The 23,130-nt window shown below is 63.0% G+C and carries 26 protein-coding genes; 5 read left to right on the top strand and 21 right to left on the bottom strand.

Translation table 11 applies throughout. The features are described from left to right. Nucleotides 1-165: 165 nt before the first annotated feature. Together uvrC and NKK50_RS20960 are read right to left on the bottom strand one after the other, a co-directional pair. Complete coding sequence (uvrC, locus tag NKK50_RS20965) at nt 166-2,241, bottom strand: excinuclease ABC subunit UvrC (RefSeq protein WP_027048824.1); 2,076 nt, start codon at nt 2,239-2,241, stop codon at nt 166-168. Continuing rightward, nucleotides 2,238-3,002, bottom strand: a complete 765-nt coding sequence (locus NKK50_RS20960; RefSeq protein ID WP_027048823.1) for an SDR family oxidoreductase — start codon at nt 3,000-3,002, stop codon at nt 2,238-2,240. Before NKK50_RS20960 ends, uvrC begins: the two co-directional genes overlap by 4 nt. A 411-nt stretch (nt 3,003-3,413) precedes the next feature. Here NKK50_RS20960 and NKK50_RS20955 point away from each other — a divergent pair, with 411 nt between their 5' ends. Then, nucleotides 3,414-4,064, top strand: coding sequence for an outer membrane protein (locus NKK50_RS20955; protein WP_023743811.1), 651 nt, complete (start codon nt 3,414-3,416; stop codon nt 4,062-4,064). A 63-nt stretch (nt 4,065-4,127) separates the two neighbouring features. Here NKK50_RS20955 and NKK50_RS20950 read toward each other — a convergent pair whose 3' ends face one another. The 3 genes from NKK50_RS20950 to NKK50_RS20940 form a co-directional block, all read right to left on the bottom strand. Beyond that, nucleotides 4,128-4,724 carry a glutathione S-transferase family protein gene (locus NKK50_RS20950; RefSeq protein WP_023689091.1) on the bottom strand — a complete coding sequence of 199 codons (597 nt, stop codon included), beginning with the start codon at nt 4,722-4,724 and terminating at the stop codon, nt 4,128-4,130. Nucleotides 4,725-5,065: 341 nt separating this feature from the next. Then, nucleotides 5,066-5,455, bottom strand: coding sequence for a hypothetical protein (locus tag NKK50_RS20945; RefSeq protein ID WP_023673454.1), 390 nt, complete (start codon nt 5,453-5,455; stop codon nt 5,066-5,068). A 581-nt stretch (nt 5,456-6,036) separates the two neighbouring features. Next, the gene (locus NKK50_RS20940) at nt 6,037-6,564 is read right to left on the bottom strand and encodes a DinB family protein (protein ID WP_023705340.1); all 528 of its coding nucleotides are present in this window, start codon (nt 6,562-6,564) and stop codon (nt 6,037-6,039) included. A gap of 62 nt (nt 6,565-6,626) precedes the next feature. On the opposite strand from NKK50_RS20940, the gene NKK50_RS20935 reads away from it, so the two are divergent. Next, a complete protein-coding gene (locus NKK50_RS20935) occupies nt 6,627-7,250 on the top strand; it encodes a TetR/AcrR family transcriptional regulator (protein ID WP_027048822.1) in 624 nt (207 codons plus the stop codon). 97 nt (nt 7,251-7,347) lie between these two features. On the opposite strand, the gene NKK50_RS20930 is transcribed toward NKK50_RS20935, so the two are convergent. The 5 genes from NKK50_RS20930 to NKK50_RS20910 all read right to left on the bottom strand — a co-directional run bounded on the left by NKK50_RS20930 (nt 7,348) and on the right by NKK50_RS20910 (nt 10,620). Next, nucleotides 7,348-7,794, bottom strand: coding sequence for a hypothetical protein (locus NKK50_RS20930; RefSeq protein WP_023673457.1), 447 nt, complete (start codon nt 7,792-7,794; stop codon nt 7,348-7,350). A gap of 202 nt (nt 7,795-7,996) precedes the next feature. Further along, nucleotides 7,997-8,419, bottom strand: a complete 423-nt coding sequence (locus tag NKK50_RS20925) for a VOC family protein (RefSeq protein WP_023684718.1) — start codon at nt 8,417-8,419, stop codon at nt 7,997-7,999. Further along, nucleotides 8,407-8,910: a MarR family winged helix-turn-helix transcriptional regulator gene (locus tag NKK50_RS20920; RefSeq protein ID WP_023705343.1), complete on the bottom strand. Its 504-nt coding sequence runs from the start codon at nt 8,908-8,910 to the stop codon at nt 8,407-8,409. The genes NKK50_RS20925 and NKK50_RS20920 overlap by 13 nt, the downstream gene beginning before the upstream one ends. Before the next feature lie 239 nt (nt 8,911-9,149). Then, entirely contained in the window at nt 9,150-9,998 is an 849-nt protein-coding gene (locus tag NKK50_RS20915; protein ID WP_023705344.1) for a 23S rRNA (adenine(2030)-N(6))-methyltransferase RlmJ, read from the bottom strand. A 7-nt stretch (nt 9,999-10,005) separates the two neighbouring features. Continuing rightward, complete coding sequence (locus NKK50_RS20910) at nt 10,006-10,620, bottom strand: hypothetical protein (protein WP_023684715.1); 615 nt, start codon at nt 10,618-10,620, stop codon at nt 10,006-10,008. A gap of 182 nt (nt 10,621-10,802) precedes the next feature. Between NKK50_RS20910 and NKK50_RS20905 the strand changes: the two genes are divergently transcribed. Then, the gene (locus NKK50_RS20905) at nt 10,803-11,960 is read left to right on the top strand and encodes an ATP-grasp domain-containing protein (protein ID WP_352499542.1); all 1,158 of its coding nucleotides are present in this window, start codon (nt 10,803-10,805) and stop codon (nt 11,958-11,960) included. Nucleotides 11,961-12,018: 58 nt separating this feature from the next. Here NKK50_RS20905 and NKK50_RS20900 read toward each other — a convergent pair whose 3' ends face one another. The 8 genes from NKK50_RS20900 to NKK50_RS20865 are packed head-to-tail and all read right to left on the bottom strand — an operon-like array spanning nt 12,019 to nt 18,801. Then, nucleotides 12,019-12,312: an addiction module antidote protein gene (locus NKK50_RS20900; protein WP_023672747.1), complete on the bottom strand. Its 294-nt coding sequence runs from the start codon at nt 12,310-12,312 to the stop codon at nt 12,019-12,021. A gap of 1 nt (nt 12,313) precedes the next feature. Then, a complete protein-coding gene (locus NKK50_RS20895; protein WP_023672746.1) occupies nt 12,314-12,601 on the bottom strand; it encodes a type II toxin-antitoxin system RelE/ParE family toxin in 288 nt (95 codons plus the stop codon). 52 nt (nt 12,602-12,653) lie between these two features. Continuing rightward, on the bottom strand, nt 12,654-13,658 hold the full coding sequence (locus NKK50_RS20890) for a Rieske 2Fe-2S domain-containing protein (protein ID WP_023743808.1): 1,005 nt from the start codon (nt 13,656-13,658) through the stop codon (nt 12,654-12,656). Continuing rightward, nucleotides 13,655-14,788 carry a GNAT family N-acetyltransferase gene (locus tag NKK50_RS20885; protein WP_023715076.1) on the bottom strand — a complete coding sequence of 378 codons (1,134 nt, stop codon included), beginning with the start codon at nt 14,786-14,788 and terminating at the stop codon, nt 13,655-13,657. The genes NKK50_RS20890 and NKK50_RS20885 overlap by 4 nt, the downstream gene beginning before the upstream one ends. Continuing rightward, nucleotides 14,785-16,041 carry a F390 synthetase-related protein gene (locus NKK50_RS20880; RefSeq protein WP_023715075.1) on the bottom strand — a complete coding sequence of 419 codons (1,257 nt, stop codon included), beginning with the start codon at nt 16,039-16,041 and terminating at the stop codon, nt 14,785-14,787. Before NKK50_RS20880 ends, NKK50_RS20885 begins: the two co-directional genes overlap by 4 nt. Then, a complete protein-coding gene (locus NKK50_RS20875; RefSeq protein WP_023743806.1) occupies nt 16,038-16,862 on the bottom strand; it encodes an MBL fold metallo-hydrolase in 825 nt (274 codons plus the stop codon). Before NKK50_RS20875 ends, NKK50_RS20880 begins: the two co-directional genes overlap by 4 nt. Further along, nucleotides 16,859-17,863, bottom strand: coding sequence for an NAD-dependent epimerase/dehydratase family protein (locus NKK50_RS20870; protein WP_031204524.1), 1,005 nt, complete (start codon nt 17,861-17,863; stop codon nt 16,859-16,861). Before NKK50_RS20870 ends, NKK50_RS20875 begins: the two co-directional genes overlap by 4 nt. Beyond that, nucleotides 17,860-18,801, bottom strand: a complete 942-nt coding sequence (locus NKK50_RS20865) for a 3-oxoacyl-[acyl-carrier-protein] synthase III C-terminal domain-containing protein (RefSeq protein WP_245274194.1) — start codon at nt 18,799-18,801, stop codon at nt 17,860-17,862. Before NKK50_RS20865 ends, NKK50_RS20870 begins: the two co-directional genes overlap by 4 nt. A gap of 201 nt (nt 18,802-19,002) precedes the next feature. Here NKK50_RS20865 and NKK50_RS20860 point away from each other — a divergent pair, with 201 nt between their 5' ends. After that, nucleotides 19,003-19,599: a T6SS immunity protein Tdi1 domain-containing protein gene (locus NKK50_RS20860; protein ID WP_023743803.1), complete on the top strand. Its 597-nt coding sequence runs from the start codon at nt 19,003-19,005 to the stop codon at nt 19,597-19,599. Nucleotides 19,600-19,605: 6 nt separating this feature from the next. On the opposite strand, the gene NKK50_RS20855 is transcribed toward NKK50_RS20860, so the two are convergent. The 3 genes from NKK50_RS20855 to NKK50_RS20845 are packed head-to-tail and all read right to left on the bottom strand — an operon-like array spanning nt 19,606 to nt 21,912. Continuing rightward, a complete protein-coding gene (locus NKK50_RS20855) occupies nt 19,606-20,055 on the bottom strand; it encodes a DNA polymerase III subunit chi (protein WP_023672739.1) in 450 nt (149 codons plus the stop codon). An 8-nt stretch (nt 20,056-20,063) separates the two neighbouring features. Continuing rightward, nucleotides 20,064-21,554, bottom strand: coding sequence for a leucyl aminopeptidase (locus NKK50_RS20850; protein ID WP_023715072.1), 1,491 nt, complete (start codon nt 21,552-21,554; stop codon nt 20,064-20,066). A 49-nt stretch (nt 21,555-21,603) separates the two neighbouring features. Continuing rightward, nucleotides 21,604-21,912 (bottom strand): hypothetical protein, encoded by a 309-nt coding sequence (locus tag NKK50_RS20845; RefSeq protein WP_352499544.1) that lies wholly within the window; start codon nt 21,910-21,912, stop codon nt 21,604-21,606. 17 nt (nt 21,913-21,929) lie between these two features. Here NKK50_RS20845 and lptF point away from each other — a divergent pair, with 17 nt between their 5' ends. Beyond that, nucleotides 21,930-23,129, top strand: a complete 1,200-nt coding sequence (gene lptF, locus NKK50_RS20840; RefSeq protein ID WP_023672737.1) for an LPS export ABC transporter permease LptF — start codon at nt 21,930-21,932, stop codon at nt 23,127-23,129. Nucleotide 23,130: the final 1 nt, after the last annotated feature.

The following is a 23,130-nucleotide window of genomic DNA, read 5'->3' as shown; positions in this document are numbered from 1 at the left end:
AGGGACTCTTTCTGCCTGCGTACTCAAATCAGAACCGGATGTAGGGGGTCAACAGGCGAGATTCGATTGGCCAGACGAAAATAGCGCGCGATTGCCGGGATTCGAGTGGCCTGCGAGAAAAGAACGGCTGCTGCCATTTGATCGGGACAGCGGCGTCACCGGCGCTCAGCTCTCATGGAAATGATTGTAGACGAGCTTGGCGACCTGCTCTGAAATACCGTCGACCTTGACCAGATCCTCGACTGCCGCGCGGCTGACCGCCTTCGCAGTGCCGAAGGCCAGCAGCAGCGCGCGCTTGCGGCCGGGACCGATGCCGGCGATCTCGTCGAGCGGGCTCTTGACCAATTCCTTCTTGCGCCGCGCGCGGTGCGAACCGATGGCGAAGCGATGCACCTCGTCGCGCAGCCGCTGGACGAAATAGAGCACGGGATCGCGGACGGGCAGCGAAAACGAGTCCCTGCCTCTGACGAAGAAACGCTCGCGGCCGGCATCGCGGTCCTGGCCCTTGGCGATGCCGATGGCCGCCACGCGATCCTCGATGCCGAGGTCGGCGAGGATCTTGCGCACCGCGCTCATCTGGCCCTGGCCGCCATCGATCAGGATGACGTCGGGCCAGGCCGGGAAGCTGCCGGAGATGTCTTCTTCGATGTCGTCGCCTGCTCCACCGGCTGCCGCGTCGTCGGGAACGACATCGCCATGTTCCTTCAGCAGCCGCGAAAAGCGCCGTTCCATCACCTCGCGCATCATGCCGAAATCGTCACCGGGCGTGATCTCGGTCGAGCGGATGTTGAATTTGCGGTACTGGTTCTTCACAAACCCTTCCGGCCCGGCGACGACCATGGCGCCAACGGCGTTGGTGCCCATAATATGCGAATTGTCATAGACCTCGATGCGCACCGGCGGCTTCGGCAGGCCGAAGGTCTCGGCAAAGCCGGCGAGCAGCCGGCCTTGCGTGGAGGTTTCGGCCAGCCGGCGGCCGAGCGCCTCGCGGGCATTCTGCAGCGCGTTGTCGGTCAAATCCTTCTTCTCGCCGCGCTGCGGCACCGAGATCGACACTTTACGGCCGGCGCGGGTGGACAGCGCTTCGGCCAACAGTTCCTGATCCTGGACGCCTCGCGACAGAAGGATGTTCCGTGGCGTCGGCTTGTCGTCATAGAACTGCGCCAGGAACGAGCCCAGCACTTCCGCCCCCTCCAGTGCCGGATCGGCCTTGGGGAAATAGGCGCGGTTGCCCCAGTTCTGGCCGGTGCGGAAGAAAAACACCTGGATACAGACCTGGCCGCCCTCCTGATGGATGGCAAAGACATCGGCCTCGTCGACCGTGGCCGGGTTGATGCCCTGATGGCTCTGCACATGGGACAGTGCAGCCAACCGGTCGCGATAAATGGCGGCGCGCTCGAAATCGAGCTCCTGCGAGGCCTGCTGCATGGCGGCAGAGATTTCGGTCTTCACCTTCTGGCTGCGGCCCGACAGAAAATCCTTCGCCTCGCTGACCAGCTCGGCATAGTCGCTATGCGAGATCTCCCCGGTACATGGACCGGCACAGCGCTTGATCTGGTAGAGCAGGCACGGCCGGGTGCGGTTTTCGTAAAAGGAGTTGGTGCAGCTCCTGAGCAGGAAGGCGCGCTGCAGCGAATTGATGGTGCGCCCGACCGCGCCGGCCGACGCAAAAGGTCCGAAATAGTCGCCCTTGCGCGAGCGCGCACCGCGATGCTTGTAGATGCCGGGCGAGACGTGATCGCCGGTCAACAGGATGTAAGGGAACGACTTGTCGTCCCGCATCAGCACATTGAAACGCGGCCGCAAGCGCTTGATGAGATTGGCCTCGAGCAGCAGCGCTTCGATTTCGGTGCGGGTGACGACGAACTCCATCGTCGATGTCTCGCGCACCATGCGGCCGATGCGGGCGGTGTGGAACCGGCCTTGGGCGTAGTTGGTCACCCGCTTCTTCAGGCTGCGCGCCTTGCCGACATAAAGCACGTCGCCGGCAGCGTTCATCATGCGGTAGACGCCGGGCGCATTGGGCAGCCGCTTGACCAATGTCTGGATGACCTCGGCGCCGACCATGCCGTCGGCGTCGCCGGCATGCGGCGCCCAGTCTATCGCTGTGAAGGCGACATCGGGCCCGGTGGCCTCGGGCTCGACGATCTCCTCGACCGCTTCATCCTGAAGGTTGATCTCGGGCGGCATATCGTCGGCGGCGCCGGCGCGCGTCTTGTGTTTCTGGTCTGCGGGACTCATTCCACCATGCCTGTCACATCCGGCGTCTGCCATGCAAGATGCTGGCCGCCGTCAAGCGCGATCATCTGGCCGGTCACCGAGCGCGCATCCCAGAGATAGCGGATGGTGGCGCCGAATTCGGCCAATTGCGGGCCGCGCTCCAGAATCAGGCCATCGACCTGCTTCTGGAAATCATGATCTTCCTGGCGCGTATTCTTCAGCGTCGGACCGGGACCGATGGCGTTGACGCGGATGCGCGGACCGAGCGCCTGTGCCAGCATTTCGGTCTGCGTCCACAAGGCCGACTTCGACAGCGCATAAGAGAAATAGCGCGGCGTCGGCCGCCAGACGCGCTGGTCGATGATGTTGACGATCAGCCCCTCCTGCCCTGGCGGCAAGGCGCGGGCGAAGTTTTGCGCCAACAGCGCCGGCGTCTTCACATGGATGGCGAAGTGAAGGTCCCATGCCGCCCAGTCGAAGTCCTCGACGCTATCGTCGACGAACAGCGACGCATTGTTGACAAGAAGCGTGACCGGGCCGAGCGCTGCCGCGGCGCGGCCGACGAGATCGCCAACCGCATCCATGTCGGTCAGATCGGCGGCTACCACGCCGGCGCGGCCGCCTCCGTCCCTGATGTTCGCAGCCAGCGCGTCGGCCTCGGCGGTCGAGCGGTTGGCGTGGATGGCGACGGCAAAACCGTGCGCGGCCAGATCCTCGACGATCGCCTTGCCGATCCGCTTCCCCCCGCCCGTCACCAGCGCCGTTCCGGCGGCTTCGATCATCTGTCAATCCTCAATCTGCGCCTCAATTCGGCTAGCGGCACATTGTGACGCGCCCAGGGGTTAAATGCCGTTTCCACCTGGGGCAGGAATGTGGCGAAACGGCTTTTTCGCCGCCGGCACCGCCCCGGATTCGGGTCGGCAGGACCGCAATATAGGACGCTGAACCCGTTGCACCAAGCCGAGTGCAGTGCAGCATCGCCTGCGTACTGACATTTCGCTGTTGCGAAGATGCAACGTCAAGCTTCGGCCTCATTCGTGCCGGGGAATGACCCATTTTCAGGTTCGCTGCCGCCGCATTTTGACACGACATTCGGAACCGTTGAGTGCCAGATCCGTTTCACCCCCCGGACGGGTTGATGGCGCTCAGGACAAACAAGCCTACGTGTCTTGTGGCTTAAGGAGTAAACAACAATGCAAACCAATCTCAAATTCGCGCCGCTCGCGGTTGCGCTGGGGCTCTTCGCCCTGAGCGGTACCGCTTTTGCTGCCGACGTCGTCTCGGAAGAGCCCCCGGCACCGGCACCGATCGCCGAGCTCCCCGTCGCTTCCTGGGCCGGCCCGTATGCCGGTCTCAGCGCCGGCTACGGCTTCAGCGGTCATGCCAAAGTCCACGACGGCGGCCCCGATATCAAGACCAAGGGCTTTGTCGGCGGCGTTTTCGGCGGCTACCAGTGGCAGCAGGAAAACTTCGTGTACGGTGCTGAAGCCGATCTCGGCTACAACGGCGTCAAGGGTGACAGCGGCGGCGTCAATTCCAAGGGCGGCTTCGAAGGCTCGCTGCGCGCCCGTCTGGGTTACGCCGTGACCCCGGAAATCCTGCTCTACGGCACCGGCGGCGGCGCCCTGAAGAACCAGAAGGTCTCGACCCCCTTGGGCAGCGACGACAACACCATGCTCGGCTGGACCGCAGGCGTCGGCACCGACATCAAGCTCACCGACAATGTGTTCGGCCGTGTCGAGTACCGATACACCGACTTCGGTTCCAAGAGCTTCGACAGTGTCGGCACCAAGGTCAAAGAGAGCGACAACCGCGTCACCTTCGGCGTCGGTATGAAGTTCTAACTGTCGTTCAAGCCACGACACAAGAAAGCCGGGCCTCGCGCCCGGCTTTTTTTGTTTCGCCCGTCAGGCCGGCACAGCCACCTTCAGCCCCGGAAACTTCTCATCGAAACGCGCTGCCCAGCGGGTCAGGCGGCCCCGGCCCTTTTCCCATTTGCCGGCGAAGCGCAGAGAGAGGTAGCCGAGGCAGGCACGCAACGCCAACTGGCCAAGCGTGATCTTCTTCGGCAGCTTCGGCGGATTGGCGTTGAGGAAATCGAGTGCGGCGGTGATCTTGGTCCACTGGCGATCGAGCCAGGGTTGATAGACCATCTCCTCCGGACGCGTGCGCCGCTCATAGACCATCGACAGCGCGCAGTCGCATATGCCGTCGGCCAGCGCCTCCAGCACTTCGGCCTCGAGGCGCTTGTCGGCATTGCGCGGCAACAACAGGCTCTTGGAAGCGCGGTTGAGATGCTGGGTGATGGCGCGGCTGTCGTGGATCGAGCGGCCGTCGTCGAGCACCAGCACCGGAATCTTGCCGAGAGGATTGGCTGACATCAGTTCAGCAGGCTTGTCCTCGGTCTTGACCGGCACCAGCTCGACGGCAATGCCGGCATGGAGTGCTGCCATGCGCACCTTGGAACTGTAGGGGGATGAGGACGCGTAGAGCAGCTTCGGCATGATCGGTTCCCTGTTTTCGGACGGCCAGTGCATGTCGCTCAAAAATGCGATTCCGGTCTTGAGAACGACGCGCGTAAAGCAAAGGTCTAGAGCGTGTCGCCTGAACCCCATCGAATGCGACCGCCTTAGTGTTGGCCGATCTTCCCTGAGGGAGCAACTGCCAGAAGGGCAAAACCAGGCGGCCAATCCGCCGACAATGAAATCGCCAATGCATGTCTCACAGAAGTGGCGTCAATTTCGAGAGAACGACATGCATCAAAACAAGACCTAAATCACCACAAAAAAGCTCCCGGGAATCTGCCAGTCGGCAAAGTTCCCGGGAGCTTTGAGATGGTCCGCTGTTACTTCTTCTTGGCGGCTGGCTTTTTGGCCGGTGCAGCCTTCTTCACAGCTGCCGTCGACTTGGCGGCGGCGGCCTTCATCGGAGCCTTGGCGGCGGGTTTTGCCGCTGCCTTGGCTGCCGGCTTCTTGGCGGCGGGCTTGGCTGCTGCCTTCGCAGCAGGCTTCGCCACAGCCTTGGCGGCCGGCTTCTTGGCGGCGGGTTTCGCTGCTGCCTTGGCGGCGGGTTTTGCTACTGCCTTAGCTGCCGGCTTTGCCGCTGCCTTGGCGGCCGGCTTTGCCGCTGCCTTCGGTGCTGCCTTCTTTACTGCTGCAGGTTTCGCGGCAGCTTTCGGTGCCGCTTTCTTTGCCGGCGCTTTCGCCGCCGGCGCCTTCGTCGTGGTCTTTGCCATGCGATGCCCCTTGCGTTTGTGCCGATGGCCGTGAGTGACCCGGCGAGCTAATGCATATCTGACTCGTGCGTATCTAGCCAGCGAAGCATTACATAGAATTTCGCAGATTAAGTTTCGGTTACGCTGAGAGCATGATCGCAATGATCGGCACAGAAATCGGCAAGAAATCTTCCCGCTTCGCAGCGAACTGTTGCGAGAGAAATCTCTGATATCGCGACTCACACGTTCTTCTCGTCAAGCTCACATTCTCTTGCAACGCCGTCGATCTCACGCGGTCATCGGCGGCCTATTGGATGGCAACAATCATCGCACCGCAGAGGCTGATCTTGCTTCATCCCCACGGTTGCAGGAACAGCACTAAACTAAACGCGAGCTTTTTACTCGTATATCGAAAGTGGTTGGATGGAAGCCAGGAAAGACAGTACTTGAAGGGACAGCCTGTTGTGTTGGACGTTTCCCAGACGAGAAGGGAGATCGCCAGCTTCGGCGCAAGAGATGCCCAACGGAAATGGGAAACGAAAGATCGGGGAATCCTCCTCCCGGGAAGCCGCGGTCCCTTGGAAGCCAACGGGTGCGGGCCCCTAAGCGCCAACCCGTTCGCGCACCTGCAGCCGGCGCGAAGGCTCGGCGTGGTGGAGGTGGACGGCAAACGTATCCCACGGCGGCGCAATGCCGATCTGCATCAGGATCCGCCCGATCTCGCCGCGGTGATAGCCGCCATGCGTGACGACATGTGTCAGCATTTCCTGGCGTGACATCATCGCCCTGTCGCCGTCGGTGAAGGTGAAAGGCACAGGCTCTGACATGAGCTTTGGCGAGACGGCTTCGATATAGTCGAGATACCAACGATCCACCGCAGCGACATCAGCGCTCAATTCATCGAGTGCCGGTGTGTCCTCGGTGTTGTCGGACGCATAGCCATGACGCGTGCCGGAAAGATGCGCGGCGAATATCTTCGATACGACAAGGTTGTGGTTGATGAGACGGGTCGCCGTGTGGCGCTGATCGACATGCTCCTGCTGGTCGAGGCCCGCAAGCTTCTGCAGCAATTCACCATTCGCCCAGGCTTGATAAACGAAGAGGCTGCGGAGCAAATCCAGCGCGTCCATGGTCTGTATCCTTTGCAAAAAATGTGAGTATATTATCTATATTCTTGGCTGCTGGAGCAGACATGTCTACTCGCATTGCAAAGCCGCGCTCACGCATGCGCAAGCAGCCGCGCCAGGCGCGTTCGAGAGCGACGGTCGAGGCGATCATCGAAGCCGGTGCTCATGTTCTAAGCGCGCTCGGCTGGGCCGGCTTCACCACCAACAAGGTGGCCGATGCGGCCGGCGTCAGCATCGGCTCGCTCTATCAATATTTTCCCGACAAGCTGTCGCTGGTCGAAGCAATTCGCCGGCGACATTTCGATCAGGTGCTGTCGGTGATCGCCGAATCAACAGAAGGCGACAAGCCGCTCAAACGATTCGCGCAGGAGCTGGTGCGCGGCATGATCGATGCGCACAGCATCCATCCGACGCTGCATCAGGTGCTGCTCGACGAGGCGCCGGGCGATCGCGGCTCACGCGCCGCCCATGCCTCGTTCCAGTCGCGCTATCTTGATCACTACACGGCGGCGGTGGCGCAATATCGCAGGCGCAGAAAGGACAATGAGACCGTGGCCCGGGTGCTGTCCTCAGCGGTCGAGGGCGTCATCCACAATGCCGCGCGGCGAGACATGCTCGACTTGCCGGAACTGCAGAAGCAGTTGGTCGAGCTGATCTGCGCTTACGTATCTGGTGGGAAGGCGATGTGAGGCAGCGGCAGCAGTTCGGAGATTGGCGAAACCGGAGCGACATCAGATCTCCCCCTTGCGGGGAGATAGCAGGTTCAACGGCGGTTCTTATCCGACCTTAGCGCAGGACGCGGCAGCGGCCGTTGTAGACCATCCAGCGGTCGAAGCCCGAGACGCAGAATTCGACATTGTCGCCGATCGAGGCAAAACCCTGGCCTTCCTCGATCAAGTACCAGATGGTGCGGGCGCGGCCATCGGAAAGGCTGACGGTGGCGCCGCAATAGCGGCGGCCGATCGGCCATTCTTCGCTGGCCGGGAGATAGCGATGCTGGTGGATGCGTTGGAAATCGGTGATCGAAACATCCGGCAGATGCGGCACGTGATGCACCTGGTAGGAGAAGCGGCTGGAGATCTTGCTTAGCACCCAGGCCTCGCCGCAAACGCCGCTGTCCTCGTCGGAATAGACGGAAAGATCGGCGGCCTGCGCTGGCTGGCCGAGGGGTGCGGCCAGCGGCGTGCAAAGCGAAATCAGGGCAGCAAGAGCGGATTTGGCAAAGCGAGTCATGGCAGCCTCTCAAAGGTCGACTGCGCCCACTTTGCGGATTCGGCGGCGCGCGGTCAAGCGGTCGCGCTGCCGATGGTTTCCCGCTCCGCAACCGGTTTTTCCGGTGCGAAGCTGCGAAACCACGTCCTGACGTTTGAAAAAGCTCGCCTTGCCCATTAGGAAAAGCGGCCTGCCCATGGCCGGCGGGCCGCCGAAACCCGGTTCAGCCTTGCTTGGCGTCGCCCTGCGGTATGGCGGCCGGGTCCATCCACATCGCTTCCCAGACGTGGCCGTCAGGATCGGCCAGGCTGCGATTGTACATGAAGCCATAATCCTGCTGGGCGTTGATGTCGGCGGCGCCGCCATTTTTAGCCGCCGCCTCATTCATCGCATCGACCGCCGCGCGGCTGTCGCAGGACACGGCAAGCATGACCTCGCTCGAGGTGGCCGGTGGGATGGGGCGATCGGTGAACTGACGCCATTTGGCATGGGTGAGCAGCATGACGTTGATCGTTTCGCTCAGCACCATGCAGGCTGCGGTGTCGTCGGTGAAGTGCGGGTTGTTGTCGAAACCGAGAGCTTTGTAGAAGGCCATCGACGCAGCGAGGTCGGCGACGGGCAAGTTGACGAAGATCATACGGGGCATAGCGTCTCCTTGACAGTACACAGTTGAAACCGGACCGGCGTTGCGCCGGACCATCCTCCGATGCCTTCTCTCAACGCACCGGTTTTGCTTTGCCGCGCACCCTCTCGGTCTGCGCCTTCTGCATCGCTTCGACCTCTTGATAAGCCGAGCAAAAACTGCATCTCGGCCGCCGAATATTTCTCCAGCAATGCGTCGCCCGCCTCGAGGATCGGATGGTAGCAGCGCCGGACGAGTTCCTCGGTGCCCGCCGCGACCATGACCTTGCGCCTGTCATCGGGATCCGGCTGGCGGCTGACGAAGCCGCGCTTTTCCAGCCGGTCAATCAACGTCGTAACCGCCGCCGGCGTGAGATTTGTCTCCCTCGCTACGACGTTTGCCGGCCGCGGGCCGTGACTGATCGCGCCGAGACAGCGGCGCTCGGCAGCGCTCAGCACATAGATTTCGGCAACGGTCCCATCGAACGTTTCAACGGCATCCTGCCAGCGCGACATCGCGAAGCCTATCGCGTTGACCCGTTCCTTTTTTGTCGATCTTGGCTTCGATTCGAAATCTAATAATTAGACATCTATCTATCTGATTCTGGGATTAGCGTCAACGCCAAGCCGATTAGATGTGCATCTCCATGGTTTCGGTTCGTTGAACACAGCTGAGCATTCGCGGATGGCGCCACCGTCAAAACTTCTAGCGACTTTGTGTCTTTGCCGCGGGCGTCGCCCGCTGCGAAGCGTCGCTACTCCCCGGCCAGCCATTCCAGCGACCAGTGCGCCGGCTTTTCGACCGCCAGCAATCTGTGCAGGACCGGCAGCACGATGCGCAGTTCGCGCTCCAGCGTGAAGGGCGGGTTGACCACCACCATGCCGCTGCCGTCGAGGCTTGGTTCACGCGATGCCGGCCGGATCTCGAACTCGATGTCGAGCAGTTTTGGAACGCCGGATTGCTTGAGCGCCTTGCGGAAGGCGATGATCGCTTTGCGGTCCTTGATCGGATACCACAGCGCGTAGATGCCACCCGGCCAGCGCCTGTGCGCTTTCTGCATTCCGTCGACCAGGCGGTCGAATTCGCCGGCTTCTTCGAACGGCGGATCGATCAGCACCAGGCCGCGCTTTTCCTTTGGCGGCAGATGCGCGCCAAGCGCCAGCCAGCCGTCGAGTTCGATCACCCTTGTCTGGAAATCGCCGGCAAACAGCGTCTTCAGCCTGGCAGCATCTGCGTCGTGCAATTCGATCGCCGACAACCGGTCCTGCTTTCGCATGAGGTACCTGGCGATCAATGGCGAGCCCGGATATTTCTTCACCCCGCCATCGGGATTGAGCGAACGCACCGCTTCAAGATAGGGGGCAAGCAGCGCAGCCGCCGATTTTTCGATCGGGGCGTGGATGAGGCGGCCGATGCCGCCTTGCCATTCGCCGGTCTTTTGCGCTTCCGCCGACGAAAGATCGTAGCGGCCAATGCCGGCATGAGTGTCGACGACACGGAACGCCTTGTCCTTTTGCTTCAGATAGTCGAGCAGAAGGCTGAGCACGACATGCTTGACGACGTCGGCGAAATTGCCGGCGTGATAGGCGTGACGGTAGTTCATGCTGCGCTCATGTCGAGGAGCCTCTGCCCCAACGCGGCGGTGGCGGCTTCGAGTTCGGGTTCTCCGGCCGGCGACCGCCGAAAGCCAGAGTAAGCAGGAAGCCGATCAGGCCGACGGCCATCAGCCCATAGCCAACCGGCCGTGCGCGTTGATCGATCTCACCGGCGCCGGAGCGCAGTATCAGATCCACTGCGCGTATCGGGATATCGTCGGCGTCGCCCGGGCCGGCGGTGAAGAGATAGGCGCCAGGACTGACGGTTTCGATCACGCCGGCCTCGTCGCGAAAGATCTTGTCGGGCAGTTGCGGGCTGACCTGGCGCGGATTGTCGGCGTGGTTGAATTGCAGCGTCGAGGCAAGCACCGTGCGCCCGGCTGTGGCGGCAGTCAGCGTCAGCACGGTGCGCTGCTGCGAGACAATGCGCTCGGCCTTTGCCGTCAGGTCGACCAGCACTCTGACCGGCGCGTCGCCAGCTTTCAGCGTCACCGTCACAGGCCTAAACCGTCCCTGGTCGTAGACGCGCCAGGTGCCGATCTCGTGGCCGGAGAAATTGCTCATGGCCCAGGGATAGACGAAGCCAATGGCGGCGCCGGCAAGCAGTATCAGGACAAACAGAAAGCGCATTGAGGAGATCCGGGTGTTCGACAGATTGCCAATAACGCCCCGAAGGCCAAAAAGCGATGGCTGACGCAGCGGAGCCACCTTTGTGGAGTGCGTTGGCGGCACGCAAGCCATGTGGCACTTATGGCGAATGAAGCCTTCCGCAGAAGCATCGACTCGTCTTTTCCAACCGATGCCGGTGGCTCATGCCCAATAGCACCGTGCTGATCACCGGTGCCCGCGCGCCGGTGGCGCTGCACCTGGCGCGGCTGCTGCATGGCGCCGGTCGCCGGGTGATCCTGGCCGACAGCCCGGCCCGGCCGATGGCCGCAGCGAGCACGGCCTGCGCCGCCTACCATCGCCTGCCGCCGCCGCGCTTTGCCGCCGACGCCTATGCCAAGGCGGTGGAAGCGCTTGTCCGCGCGGAAGGCATCGAACTCGTTATCCCGACCTGCGAGGAAGTCTTTTATCTCGGTCGTCTCTGGCAGCACCGCGCCATGCCGGCCCGCCTCTTCGCACCCGAGATGGCGATGCTCGCCCGCGTTCACGACAAGCATGCCTTCATCCGGCTGGCGCAGAGCCTTGGGCTCGACGTGCCGGAAACGATACTGCTGCAAAGCGAGGCCGATCTCGACGGCGTTCGTGGCCAATCGCGCGAATTGGTGTTCAAACCTGTGTGGTCACGTTTTGCCCGTGACGTACTGCTGCGGCCATCGCCGGACGAACTCGACGCCGTCCGCCCCTCGCCCGCCGCTCCTTGGGTGGCGCAGCGCTACGTCGCCGGTGAAGAGATCAGCGCCTATGCGGTGGCGATCGAGGGTGAACTCAAAGCGCTGGCGCTCTACCGTTCGCTCTATCGCGCCGGCAAGGGCGCCGGCATCTGTTTCGAGCCGGTCGAGGATATCGCGGCGCGGCGCTTCGTCGAAACCTTCGTCGCCGGCGCCGGCTGGACCGGCCAGATATCCTTCGACCTGATGCGCGAGAACAACGGCAGGGTGCTGCCACTGGAGTGCAATCCGCGCGCCGTGAGCGGCCTGCACTTCTTTCGCGATCCGCGGCGCTTCGCCGACGCGGTCCTGGAGGATGGCGCCGAGGTGAAGCCCGACGTGACGGCGCCGCAGACGGTGAGGCTTGCGATGTGGATCTACGGGATGCCGGCGGCACTGCGCTCCGGTGGTCTCGGCAGCTTTCGCCAGGCGATGCACGATGCCGATGAGCTGCTCGACTGGCCGGGCGACCCCGCGCCGAAGCGGGCGCAGTGGCGCACGCTGGCCGAGATCGCCGGCACAGCACTGCGCCAGCGCATCAGCCTTCAGGCCGCGTCGACGCGCGATATCGAGTGGAATGGGCCGGAGCAGGACTAGTCGAGTTGAAGCGGAACTTCCCGTTTTCAGCTGAGTGCGTAAGTCCTGCTAAGGTTGCCTAAACGGGATTAACTGGCTTTGCGGACAATTGCAGGCCAAGCGCCTTGGTTACGCCCAGCAATGTACTGAGGCGCGGATCGCCCTTTTCGCTCAGCGCCTTGTAGAGTGCCTCTCGGGTCACGCCGGCGTCCTTCGCTATGCTTGTCATGCCGCGGGCGCGCGCGACAATGCCGAGGGCGTGCGCAATATAAGTCGCGTCCCCGGTCTCGAACGCATCAGCGAGCAGTTCGGCTTGAGACTCAGCATCATCAAGATATTCGGCGGCGTCGAATGGTGTGGTTCTGAGGGTCATATCAAACTTCCTTTGCCATTTTCCTGGCTTTTCCGATGTCCCTGTCCTGCGAGCCTTTGTCACCGCCGCAGAGCAGGATAATGACCGTGTTGCCGCGCCGGACGAAGTACACGCGGTATCCCGGACCGTAATCTACGCGCAATTCTCCTATGCCATCGAAGAACTTGGCATCTCCCAACAGCCCAGCCTGAACGCGGACAATCCGTTGGGTGATCTTCTTTACGGCGCGAATGTCCGTGAGCCCTCTGAGCCATTTTCGGAATTCGTCAGTGGATCGAACTTCGATCATCCGTGAACTATAATTTACAGCAGAACTGGAATCAAGTGCCGTGAACTTTAGATTACAACTCGATTTGGTGCACCCGCGGCTCTGCCGCCGCCGGTGGCATCTTGCCGTCGATGATCGCCGCTATGTCGCGGCGCAGGAAATCCAGCGGGCCGATCGCCGGCTGAACCTGCGGCGATATACGGGCGTTGTCGCTGGCCGATTTCAGCACATGGCGATCCTGCTGCAGGGCAAAGGCAAAGAGCGGCCGGAAAGCAAGCGCCTTGAGTTCGCCGAACAGGCCCTGTCGCGGGCCGATCAGCCAGCCGACGCCTTCGACGGTCCGTTCGTCCGCCTGACGCAAATGGAAAGTGGTCGCCAGCGCCAAGCCGCCCTTGCCCCAATATTCGAGTTCGACGATGCCGGGATGGCGGTAGCGGCCGATGGTCTTGGCGCGCTCGCCTTCCAGCAGCCGGCTGACCAGCCCCTGTTGGCGGTCCTCGCCGGTGTAGCAGCTTTCGACCCAGCCCTTGCCGCCGGTCACCTCGACGCGCACGAGATGGCGCTTTGCGGTCAGGCCGCGCAGCACACCCTTGTGGGTGAAGTGGGTGTGAGTGGCGTCGAGAATGTTCTCGGCGGCGTCGAGCACCGTCGATCGCGCCGAGCTTCGCACCCGCTTCACGACGACATCCTTGCCTTGCATGCAATGGAGATAGGGCTCGCCCTCAGGCGTGCCTGCCGAGACGAAGACGACGCCGTCGCGCTCGATCGCGCTGTAGCGGCGGATACGGTAATGCGGGACGTCGCCGACATGGCCGGGAATGGCGGTGCAGCGCCCTTCCCCATTGTAGCGCCAGCCATGATAGGGACATTCGATCTCGCCACCGACGACCTTGCCGGTCGAGAGTTCGACCAGGCGGTGAGCGCAGCGGTCGAAGAGGGCGGCAATGCCTTTCGCCGAGCGGAACAGCACCAGTGGCGCGCCGTCGAACAGGATGCGCTTCGGCTTGGCTTTGATGTCGGCAGACCGCATCACCGCCTGCCAATAGTCTTTGTCTTTCTGCTGCCGGGTGTCGCTCAAAGTTCAAATCTCCTGAGCAGGGGAATGCCGATCTTCGCGAGCACAAATTCCATGATCCGCACCGCCATGCGTTGGCGGCGCGGCAGATGGGCAGCATAGACGGCGTTGTATTCCACCGTCGCCACGGCGCCGCGCAAGCGTTTGAAGGCGGCGGCACCGGCGCTCATGTTGAAGAACAGGCTGTGCGCCATCGCATGATCCTGCGCCAGCGCCATCATCATGCGGTAAAGGCCTTCGCTCACCGGGAGGCCGGTGTCGTAGCCGACGATGGGCTGCGTCAGTGTCCTGCCGTTCTGAGACAAAGCGGCGACGGCGACCAGTTCACCGCCGGGACGACGCAGGCCTGCCAGTTGCAGGATGCCGCGACGGTGCGTCTCGCCGATATAGCGGGCCGTGTAGTGCGGGTTGAGCGGCGTGTATTTGTCGAGATAGAGCATCCGGTAGAGCGCTTCGGCGCGCGCATAGTCGGCCTCGGTGAAGTCGCCATTGCCGACCTGCTCGAAAGGCGTCGTGGGCAGCCGCTTGCGGTCGCGCTTCATGTCGTTGGTCATGGCCGAACCGTCGCCTGCGAAGATGTAGATCTGCCGCGCCGCCAGCATTCGAAAACCCTCCGCCTTCAGCGCTGCGATTGTCGACGGATCGGCGATCTCGTTCAGGGAGCGGATGAGAACAGCGCGATCGGGAAAACGCGCGGTGAGATCGTCGCGCATCGCCGCGACCGCGTTGCGATCGAGCAGCGGCACCGGATTGGTCGAATAGAGCCAGTTGTTGACCTGAACCTGATGGTCAAGGCCGCTCATCCTGACCAGCGGCGCGCACAGGCCGATCAGCATCCGCATCGTTTTTTGCAGCAAGGGCGAGGAGACGAAATTGCGGGTCTCGTCGATGGCATAGTCGACATAGGCGCTGGACGGGCAGCAGATGTAGCAGTTCGGCGCTTCGCTTCTGTCGTTCAGCGTCAGCGGAAAGGAGCGGCCGGCGATCTCGAAGGTTTCGACAGCCACTGTCAGATTGCGCACGAGGTCGCGCACCGGCACCTCGTTGAAAAGCTGAACGAAGGCTTCGACCTCACGCGGGTTGTTTTCTACCCGGTTCGTCTGATCGAGTGGCAACATAGCGAGCCGGTTCATGATGCCGCTCCCAGGTGGCATTCGACCCGACGCAGTTTGCGGCCGGTCTCCAACGGCAGGTCCCTGCGAACAAGGCTGACCGAAGCTGTCGCCTGGCGCGCCGCCAGCAAATTGCGCACGGACTGATGGGCGGCGGTGGCGGCTTCGTCGGCAAGCCCGGGGGCCAGGCTGAGTTCGATTGCATCTTCAGCGGTCTGGACCAGGCGGAAATCGTCGATGCGCCGGTCGGCCTTGAGCACCGCATTGCGTAGTATGTCGGGCGTGACGAGGAGCTGCCCGTGCGGCGAGGCTAGCCGGAAAGCGTCGTCCATGCGGCCGACGATCTCGTCCAGCGTGCGCAGCGGCGAGCCGCAGCGGCATGGCTTTTCGGACAGCCGCAGCAAGTCGTTCATCCGGTAGCGCGCCATGATCTGGGTCCGGCGGCGAAAGGCGGTGATCAGCGGCATGACCAGGCCGTCGCCGGCCGGTTCGAACTCGAAGAACACCGAATCCTCGGCCAGATGCAGCCCGCCCTGGCGGCAGGTGACGGCGAACAGCCCTTCGGTCGCCATGTAGATCTGGTCGACCTGACCACCAAAGAATGCCTCTATGACCGGCCGGTCAACCGGGTCGAGCGTTTCGGCGGCGCTGAAGACACGCTGCGGCTTGAGCCGAAAGCCCTCGGCCGCGAAGTGCCGCAGTATCTTCGGTGGCGCGATGATCACCGTCGGCGCGAAATCTTCGAGAGCGCCGCGCCAGCTCTCCGGACCGCGCGTCAGATCGAAGAAGCGCAGGTCGATACGCCGCGATTTGCGCGCGCTATCGTAGAGCCCGGTGTTTTGCGGCAGGATCACCGCAACGCGCTGCCGGCGCCAGAGCAGATCGGGCACGGCTTTGGCCAGGATGGTGCCCAGCCAGCGGTATTTTTCCGCCTCGGAAATGACGAACAGGCCACGATTGCCCGACGTGCCGGTGCTGGAGCCGACAGTCAGCTCGCCAATGCGGCTATCGCCGGCCTGCGCCTTCCAGGCCTCGGCGGCCGAGACGCCATGAATGTTGAAGCGCTCGAAATTGCCCATCAGCGTCGCCTTGTCGGTCACCGGCAGATCGCCGAGATGACGCGGCGTCTTGCCGTAGAACGGCGCGCGCGGCAGGTCGCGGTCGAGAAAGCGGCGCAAGGCATGACCTTGCCAGCGTTCGAAATTCTCACGGCTCTTGCGCGAGAGCCATTGCGTCAACACAAACGAACGGGCCGCTTCCGTCGGCCCGTTCATGCGCTCTCTCCGGCCAGATCGTAGGCCGTCACCGCCGGATCATGACAAAGAACAACCTCGCCGCCGGTCGCCAGAAACCGGCGCAACATTACGCTGGTCGGCTCGATCGCGGCGGCATCCTCGGCCAGCAGGGTTGCCGGCAGACCGGGAGTTCGGTTTTCGACAAGGGCCGCGAACAACCATTGCGCGTCGACGGCGTAGAGCAGCGGCCGCTCCAGATTTGGGAACGAAAGGCCGAACTGGCCATCGGCATGGCCGGGCAGACCGACTGCGATGACGCTGCCGTCGCCGAACAGATCGGCGCCGCCCGGTACGCCGCCACGCGGCTCGACCTGCCGCTTCGACGACAGCCCGTCGAGTCGGGCCTCGAAGTCAGACGGGAACAGTTCCTTGAAGACGCCATGGCGCAGATTCTGCAGGGAAGTCTTGGCCTTCGCCCGCGCCCAGGCGGTGTCATTGGCGATAAGCCGAGCGTTGGGAAACAGCGACAGGCCCGACATGTGGTCGGCATGGAAATGCGTGACGATGACGGTGCGCACATCCTGCAAAGACAGGCCGAAGCGCGCCAGTACCGCGAGCGGCTGCTCGGCTTCGTTGAGCTGGGGCCGGAGGATCGCACTGTAAAGACGCAACGCCGTGCTGCGCTCGCTGCCTTGTGTCACATGCGGCGTGTAGCCGGTATCGACCAGTACGGGGCCGGCCTGCGGATGCATGATCAGGCCGTAGCGGACACGTAGCCTGACCTTCGCCCAGCTGCCGCCGCGCAGGATCAGGCGCTCGACTGCGCCGACAGAGGCGCTGTTGGCGAAGACGATCTTCACGCAGCCTCCCTGCTTTCCGTCGCCTTGCCGAATGTGCGATCGAGCCCTTCCTCGAACGACACTTTCGGCGCCCAGCCGAGGATGCGGCCTGACTTGGAAAGATCGAGGCTCTGCGCATAGGCGAACAGGCCAAGACCGTAGCGCGTCACCGGCGGTTCCGGGCAGCCGGGCAATATATTCGCTACCGTCTCCGCTATCCCGGCCGCCAGCATGGCGGGCCAGAGCGGCATTCTGCGCCAGCGCGGCTGCACGCCGGCGCGGGCGCAGGCCGCCTCGGCAATGCGGCGGACCGGCACCACTTCGCCGCCGGAGATGTTGAATACCTGTCCCTCGGCAGCGCTGCCGGCGGACAGCGCGGCAAGCACCGCATCGACGACATCCTCTATATAAGTGAGATCGATGCGCGCCTTGCCGTCGCGAAACAGCGGCAGCGGCCGCTGCCGTGCCACCTGCAGCAGACGCGGCAGCAGCGTGCGGTCGCCGGGACCGTAGAGGCCGCGCGGCCGTAGCACCACCGGGCTGATCTCAGGCGCCGCCAGCACGATCTCCTCGGCCTGCCGCTTGGTGCGGGCATAGTGGTTGACCGGAGGGGGCAAGGCCGCATTCTCGGAAACTCCGAGCTGGTCGCGATAGGCGAAACAGACCGTCGGGCTGGAGATATGGACGAAGCGGCGCACGCCTTGCCCGCGCGCGAAATCGCTGAGGTTGCGGGTAGCTGTGACATTTGCCGTCTGGAAATCCGCCAACCTGCCGAAGGGCGCGGAAAGTGCCGCGCAGTGGATGATCGCATCGACTCCGTCGAGAGCGCGCGCGGCAGCTGCATCGAACGGTTGAGACAAATCGAGCCGAACGACCCGATGACCAGCGGCTTCGAGCGCCGCGCAGCGTTTGGCGTCCCTGCCAAGACCCAGCGCAGGTGTACCCAGTGCAGCCAGCCGCGCCATGACATGCGCGCCGAGGAAGCCGCTGGCGCCGGTGACGAGGACGCGTCCCACGGTCATGCTTCCAGCGCCATGCCGCCGAACGACACGCCGGCCGAGGTGCCGAGGAACAGCACCTTGGCGCCGGGCACAATGCGTTGTTCGCGGCGCGCGACGTCGAGCGCAAAGGGGATGGAAGCGGCGATCTGATTGCCGTAGCGCGCCGCGATGTCGACGAGCTTTTCCCTGGCGAAGCCGGTCTGGCGCGCCATGTGGGCGAGCGCGAAAGGGCTTGCCTGATGCGGCACGACGAGGTCGACATCGTCGTGCCGCCAGCCGGCGCGATCGAGCAACTCCGCTACAAAGCCGTTGAAATGGCGTGACGTGACGCGAAACAGTTCCTTACCCTCCATGTGGAACAGGCTGTGGCGGGCGAATTCCTCGGGCTCACGATGAAAGTCGAACCGGGTGCCGCCGGAGCCGATGCTGCAGGCCGCATAGGCGGAAGGGTAGGTGCGCATCAGATTGGCCGCCACCCCACCTTCGCCAGGGGCTGCCTGTTGCAGCACGGCGGCCGCCGCGCCATCGCCGAAGAGGGCCGCAATTTCCGGCTGGTCCTGCCACGGCAGGGCGCGCGAGGCGATTTCAGACGAGAACACCAGCGCCGTCCGGCATTGCCCGGCCTCGATCAGGCGCGACGCGGTCTCGAAGGCTGTGAGGAAACCGAGGCAGGTGCTGTTGACGTCGAAGGCGGCCGCCGACCCATCGGCAAGGCCGAGGCGCTGCATGACCAGCGGAGCCGTCGACGGCAACGGCTGATAAGGCACGCCGCAACCGCCGATGACCAGATCGACACTGCCTGCCTCAAGTTCGGCATCGGCAAGCGCCAGACGGGCTGCGGCACAAGCAAGGTCGACCTGCGATTCGGCGTCGCAGACATAGCGTTCGATGACGCCGGTCGCGGCCTCGAAATGTCCATCGCCATACCCCAGCCGCGCATCGAGGGCGCGCGACGTCACGCATCGAGCCGGCACGGCCCGCCCGGTTCCGATGATCCTGATCCGCATTCTCAGCCCGCCCAATGAGCCTGCATCCAGTCAATCCATAAAACGGATCCAATGTGATGGCCATCATCAAGACGAATGCGTGGGAACTATGGAGCCTTCAGTGGATTGCGGCTAGAATCTCTCGCAAGTATAAAGACCCGTACGGGGGCGATTATGGCCAGATCTTTTTTCCGCTTTATTTCTTCAATTTTTGGCGCGTCCGACGCCAGACAGGAAGGAAAAGCCGAGCCCAACAGAGCCAATACAGGGGGCTTGATCAGAGCCGAATGGCCCCATGACTATCAGTTCCTCTTTATCGAACCACCTGCGAACGAAATCGCGGAAGCGTTGGACGGCTGGAAGTGGATCGGACTGGATGGCCTTGAACCAGCTGCGGTGTCAGCTTTCGGCGACATATTTTTCCGTGCCGGCGACGGGTCGGTTCGTCATCTCGATATGCTCGACGGGAAATTGACCAGAATTGCGGGTCATTGGGCGGAATTTCAGGCCGACTTGCAGAATGAAGCGCGCCGCGACGAGTTGCTGCTGGCGGGCCTTGTCGTTGCCGCCCGAAAGAACGGACTGATTCCGGCAGCCGGCCAATGCTATGATTTCAAGAAGCCGCCGGTGCTTGGCGGCGAAATGAGTCTGCGAGAGATGGAAACGACGTTTTTCGTTGTGAAGGTGCATATCGCCGGCCAAATCCATCGGCAGGTGAAAGATCTCCCGCAGGGCGCGAAGATAAACAAGGTTACGATCAGCGACCGATAACGCGACTTACGCCTTGCGCTCCCAGCGACGGTCGGGCGTCTGCTGCCAGTAGGTGACAGCGTGGCCCGCTTCTTTCAACACCTTCCAATGCGTCCGCGCCCCTTCGACCTGGGCCGCGTCATGGCCGTCGAACAGGAACACGGCGCGTTCGTAGCCGGCGAGATCGGCGGGTGCGGCGCCATCGACGAGGAAGCGTATCTGCGCCTGGTTGGGGTTGGCGTCGCTCGTGGTGAGCAGGATTGGCTGTTCGGCCGGATGGGCTTCACGGTCGGTCGCGTGCGCGAGGAACGAATCGTCCCTGAATGTCCACAGATGCAGGTCGAGCGCATCGCGCCGCTCCTCGGTCCCTGTCTGCACCACGGCGCGCCAGCCGCGATCGACGCTGCGCTCGAGCAGGCCGGGAAGCGCATCCTCCAGCGTCGATTCGGTCAGGTGGTAGAACAGGACATCGGCCATTCCCTGCCTTATCCCTCGTAATTGTCGCGCACCAGCCGGTCGAGCAGCCTGACGCCGAAACCCGAGCCCCAGGACTGGTTGATCTCGCTCGGCGGCGAGCCCATCGCGGTGCCGGCGATGTCGAGATGCGCCCACGGCGTTTCCTTGACGAACCGCTGCAGGAACTGCGCGGCGATGATGGCGCCGCCATAGCGGCCGCCGATGTTCTTCATGTCGGCGTTCTTGGAATCGATCAGCTTGTCGTATTCAGGCCCAAGCGGCATGCGCCACAGCCGCTCCTGACTCGCCTGGCCGGCCGCCGTCAACCTGTCCGAAAGTTCGTCATTGTTGGAGAACAGGCCGGCATAATGCTGGCCGAGCGCGACCATGATGGCGCCGGTCAGCGTCGCCAGATTGACCATGAATTTCGGCTGGAAGCGGTCGTTGCAATACCACAGCGCGTCGGCCAGAACGAGGCGTCCTTCGGCATCGGTGTTGAGCACCTCGATGGTCTGACCCGACATCGAGGTGACGATGTCGCCGGGGCGCTGGGCATGGCCGTCGACGGCATTTTCCACCAGCCCGACGATGCCGACGACATTGGCCTTGGCCTTGCGCGCGGCTAGCGCCTGAATGAGCCCGATGACGGCCGCGGCGCCGCCCATGTCGCCCTTCATGTCCTCCATGCCGGAAGCCGGTTTCATCGAATTGCCGCCGGTGTCGAAGGTGACGCCCTTGCCGACGAAGGCGACCGGTGCGTCCTTGGCCTTGCCGCCCTTCCATTGCATGACAGCCATCCGGGCGCCGCGTGGCGAGCCTTGCGCGACACCGAGGAGCGAGCCCATGCCGAGCTTCTTCATTTCCTTCTCGGTGAGGATTTCGACCTCGACGCCGAGCGCTTCCAGTTCCTTGGCGCGGGCGGCGAATTCGATCGGGCCGAGCGTATTGGCCGGTTCGTTGACAAGGTCGCGCGCCAGAAGCACGCCGTCGATGACCGCAACCTCGTCGGCGAAGGCCTTTTTCGCCGCGGCAGGATCGGCGGTGTGGATGGTCACCTTGACCGGTTTCTTCGGCTCGGCATCGTCCTTGTCTTTCCTGGTCTTGTATTTGTCGAAGGAGTAGCTGCGAAGAATGATGCCGGCGGCAAGGTTCGCCGCTTGCCTGCCGCCAATCTTTGCGCCCGGCACATCGAGGATGACGGCCACCTCCGCTGCCTTGCGCAGGGACGCGGCGATGGTGCCGCCAAGCTTCAGCCAGGCAAAGTCATCGAGGCCGGCGACCTTGCCGGCGCCGACCGCCACCAGTCGGTCGAGCGATGTTCCCTGCGGCGCCAGCACTTCCACGACACCGGCGAATTTTCCGGAAAACTCCGCCACCGGAAACGCCCGCGCCAGCGTTCCTGAGGGGTCGCAGGCCTTTGCCGGTTCGCCAAGGCCACCATCGTCGGCCGCCAGCACGAAGATGCTGCCCTTTTTGGGTGCGGCAAATTTGGCGAAGGCGATCAATGGTCTCAAAGTCATCAGGTCCTGCTTTCGGGAAACGGCTCAGATTTTCAGGAAAAATGCATTCTCAGGGAAGATGCGCGACATTTGGTCGTTTTCCTTGATTTGGCAAGACTTTGCCGGAATCAGGGCTCATATGCGCAGCGGAATCGATAACGATTCGTCGCGGCACGGCCCCGCTTTCCTGCCGCAACCTGTTGTTAACCATCGATGTTCTCCCTTTCTTATCCATTGCCGCCGACACTCCGGCCTGCGGGACGGGCGATGTGGGACGGAGAATCGGATCGAACTGCCTGAAAGAAATGGCCAAACGCACCCAGTTGTACAGCCGCAGCCGGACGACTACCTTGTCCGCGGGCATGATGCCGTTCGGCAAATCGAGAAAAGCCTTACATGAAGGTCGTTGAACGCTACATCATGCGTCGCGCGTTGGCGGTGTTTCTCGCTGCGCTGATCTGGACGCTGGCCATTGTCTGGACGACGCAGGTGCTTGCCCGCATCGACCTGGTCACCGACAGTGGCCAATCGGCGCTGACTTTTTTCGAGGTCGCGGGCCTCATCATCCCCACCATCATCCCGATCGTGGTGCCATTCGCCCTGGTGGTGGCGGTGGCCCAGACGCTCAGCGTCATGAACTCCGATTCGGAATTGGCCGTCATCAACGCCGCCGGCGCCTCGCGCTGGACGATTGTGCGGCCGGTCCTGCTGATCGCGCTGGCGGCCAGCGTCTTTTCCTTCGCGGTCGACAATGGCGTCGAACCCTATGCCAGGCAGAAGAACCGCCAGCTGATCGCGTCCTCGCGCGCCGATCTCTTGTCGCTGATCATCCAGGAAGGCACGTTCCGCAAGATCGACGACGGGCTGTTCCTGCAGATAGGCGAGCGGCTTCCGGACAACCGGCTCGGCGGCATCTTCGTGGCCGATTCGCGCGAGGAAGGCGCCAATCTGATCTATTATGCCAAGAGCGGCAGCGTCGTCGAAAAGGGTGACGAGAAGGTGCTGATGATGAATGACGGCGTCATTCATCGCAAGACGCTGACCGGCGACCTGTCGGTCATCCGCTTCACGTCCTACGCCTTCGACCTTTCCGCCTTCATGTCGGCGGCGAACGATATCATGCTCCTGCCCAAGGACCGAACGACGCAATACCTGCTCAACCCGGATCCGAACGACAAGATCTTCCAGCGCAGGCCCGGCGCCTACAAGGCCGAGCTCGACCAGCGCTTTTCCGAATGGTCCTATTCGCTGGTGTTCGCGCTGATCGCGCTGGCCGTGGCAGGCGATGCGCGCTCACACCGCGAGGCGCGCATCCACCCGCTGATCACAGCCATCGCCATTGCGCTGTTCGTGCGCTGGCTGGGCTTCTTTGCCGCCGGCAAGGCCGACAAGATCCCGCAATACGCCTATATGGTCTATGGCGTGCCGGTCATCGCCTCGGCGGTCGCCATCTGGTTCATCGTCACCTCGCGAAGCATGGAACTGCCCGGCAGCTGGGCCGACTGGATGACGAATTTCGCCGGCCGCGTCAGCGATGGCTGGACGGCGCTCAAGCTGCGCCTCAATCGGCGCTACACATCCGGCCAGGGAGCCTGAC

Origin of the sequence: Mesorhizobium sp. M0001 (assembly GCF_040324255.1) — a bacterium.
Taxonomy (GTDB): Bacteria; Pseudomonadota; Alphaproteobacteria; order Rhizobiales; family Rhizobiaceae; genus Mesorhizobium.
The sequence above is the reverse complement of the archived record's forward strand: the minus strand, read 5'-3'. Positions and strand labels throughout refer to the sequence as shown.

What these genes read in the sequence shown, in the direction of transcription:
- NKK50_RS20880 (WP_023715075.1), bottom strand. Translation starts at nt 16,041, where the DNA reads ATGAACGGGCCGACGGAAGCGGCCCGTTCGTTTGTGTTGACGCAATGG.
- NKK50_RS20915 (WP_023705344.1), bottom strand. Translation starts at nt 9,998, where the DNA reads ATGAACTACCGTCACGCCTATCACGCCGGCAATTTCGCCGACGTCGTC.
- NKK50_RS20935 (WP_027048822.1), top strand. Translation starts at nt 6,627, where the DNA reads ATGTCTACTCGCATTGCAAAGCCGCGCTCACGCATGCGCAAGCAGCCG.
- NKK50_RS20950 (WP_023689091.1), bottom strand. Translation starts at nt 4,724, where the DNA reads ATGCCGAAGCTGCTCTACGCGTCCTCATCCCCCTACAGTTCCAAGGTG.
- NKK50_RS20920 (WP_023705343.1), bottom strand. Translation starts at nt 8,910, where the DNA reads ATGTCGCGCTGGCAGGATGCCGTTGAAACGTTCGATGGGACCGTTGCC.
- NKK50_RS20905 (WP_352499542.1), top strand. Translation starts at nt 10,803, where the DNA reads ATGCCCAATAGCACCGTGCTGATCACCGGTGCCCGCGCGCCGGTGGCG.
- NKK50_RS20895 (WP_023672746.1), bottom strand. Translation starts at nt 12,601, where the DNA reads ATGATCGAAGTTCGATCCACTGACGAATTCCGAAAATGGCTCAGAGGG.
- NKK50_RS20940 (WP_023705340.1), bottom strand. Translation starts at nt 6,564, where the DNA reads ATGGACGCGCTGGATTTGCTCCGCAGCCTCTTCGTTTATCAAGCCTGG.
- NKK50_RS20900 (WP_023672747.1), bottom strand. Translation starts at nt 12,312, where the DNA reads ATGACCCTCAGAACCACACCATTCGACGCCGCCGAATATCTTGATGAT.
- NKK50_RS20860 (WP_023743803.1), top strand. Translation starts at nt 19,003, where the DNA reads ATGGCCAGATCTTTTTTCCGCTTTATTTCTTCAATTTTTGGCGCGTCC.
- NKK50_RS20930 (WP_023673457.1), bottom strand. Translation starts at nt 7,794, where the DNA reads ATGACTCGCTTTGCCAAATCCGCTCTTGCTGCCCTGATTTCGCTTTGC.
- NKK50_RS20955 (WP_023743811.1), top strand. Translation starts at nt 3,414, where the DNA reads ATGCAAACCAATCTCAAATTCGCGCCGCTCGCGGTTGCGCTGGGGCTC.
- uvrC (WP_027048824.1), bottom strand. Translation starts at nt 2,241, where the DNA reads ATGAGTCCCGCAGACCAGAAACACAAGACGCGCGCCGGCGCCGCCGAC.
- NKK50_RS20850 (WP_023715072.1), bottom strand. Translation starts at nt 21,554, where the DNA reads ATGACTTTGAGACCATTGATCGCCTTCGCCAAATTTGCCGCACCCAAA.
- NKK50_RS20925 (WP_023684718.1), bottom strand. Translation starts at nt 8,419, where the DNA reads ATGCCCCGTATGATCTTCGTCAACTTGCCCGTCGCCGACCTCGCTGCG.
- lptF (WP_023672737.1), top strand. Translation starts at nt 21,930, where the DNA reads ATGAAGGTCGTTGAACGCTACATCATGCGTCGCGCGTTGGCGGTGTTT.
- NKK50_RS20945 (WP_023673454.1), bottom strand. Translation starts at nt 5,455, where the DNA reads ATGGCAAAGACCACGACGAAGGCGCCGGCGGCGAAAGCGCCGGCAAAG.
- NKK50_RS20870 (WP_031204524.1), bottom strand. Translation starts at nt 17,863, where the DNA reads ATGACCGTGGGACGCGTCCTCGTCACCGGCGCCAGCGGCTTCCTCGGC.
- NKK50_RS20885 (WP_023715076.1), bottom strand. Translation starts at nt 14,788, where the DNA reads ATGAACCGGCTCGCTATGTTGCCACTCGATCAGACGAACCGGGTAGAA.
- NKK50_RS20855 (WP_023672739.1), bottom strand. Translation starts at nt 20,055, where the DNA reads ATGGCCGATGTCCTGTTCTACCACCTGACCGAATCGACGCTGGAGGAT.
- NKK50_RS20910 (WP_023684715.1), bottom strand. Translation starts at nt 10,620, where the DNA reads ATGCGCTTTCTGTTTGTCCTGATACTGCTTGCCGGCGCCGCCATTGGC.
- NKK50_RS20960 (WP_027048823.1), bottom strand. Translation starts at nt 3,002, where the DNA reads ATGATCGAAGCCGCCGGAACGGCGCTGGTGACGGGCGGGGGGAAGCGG.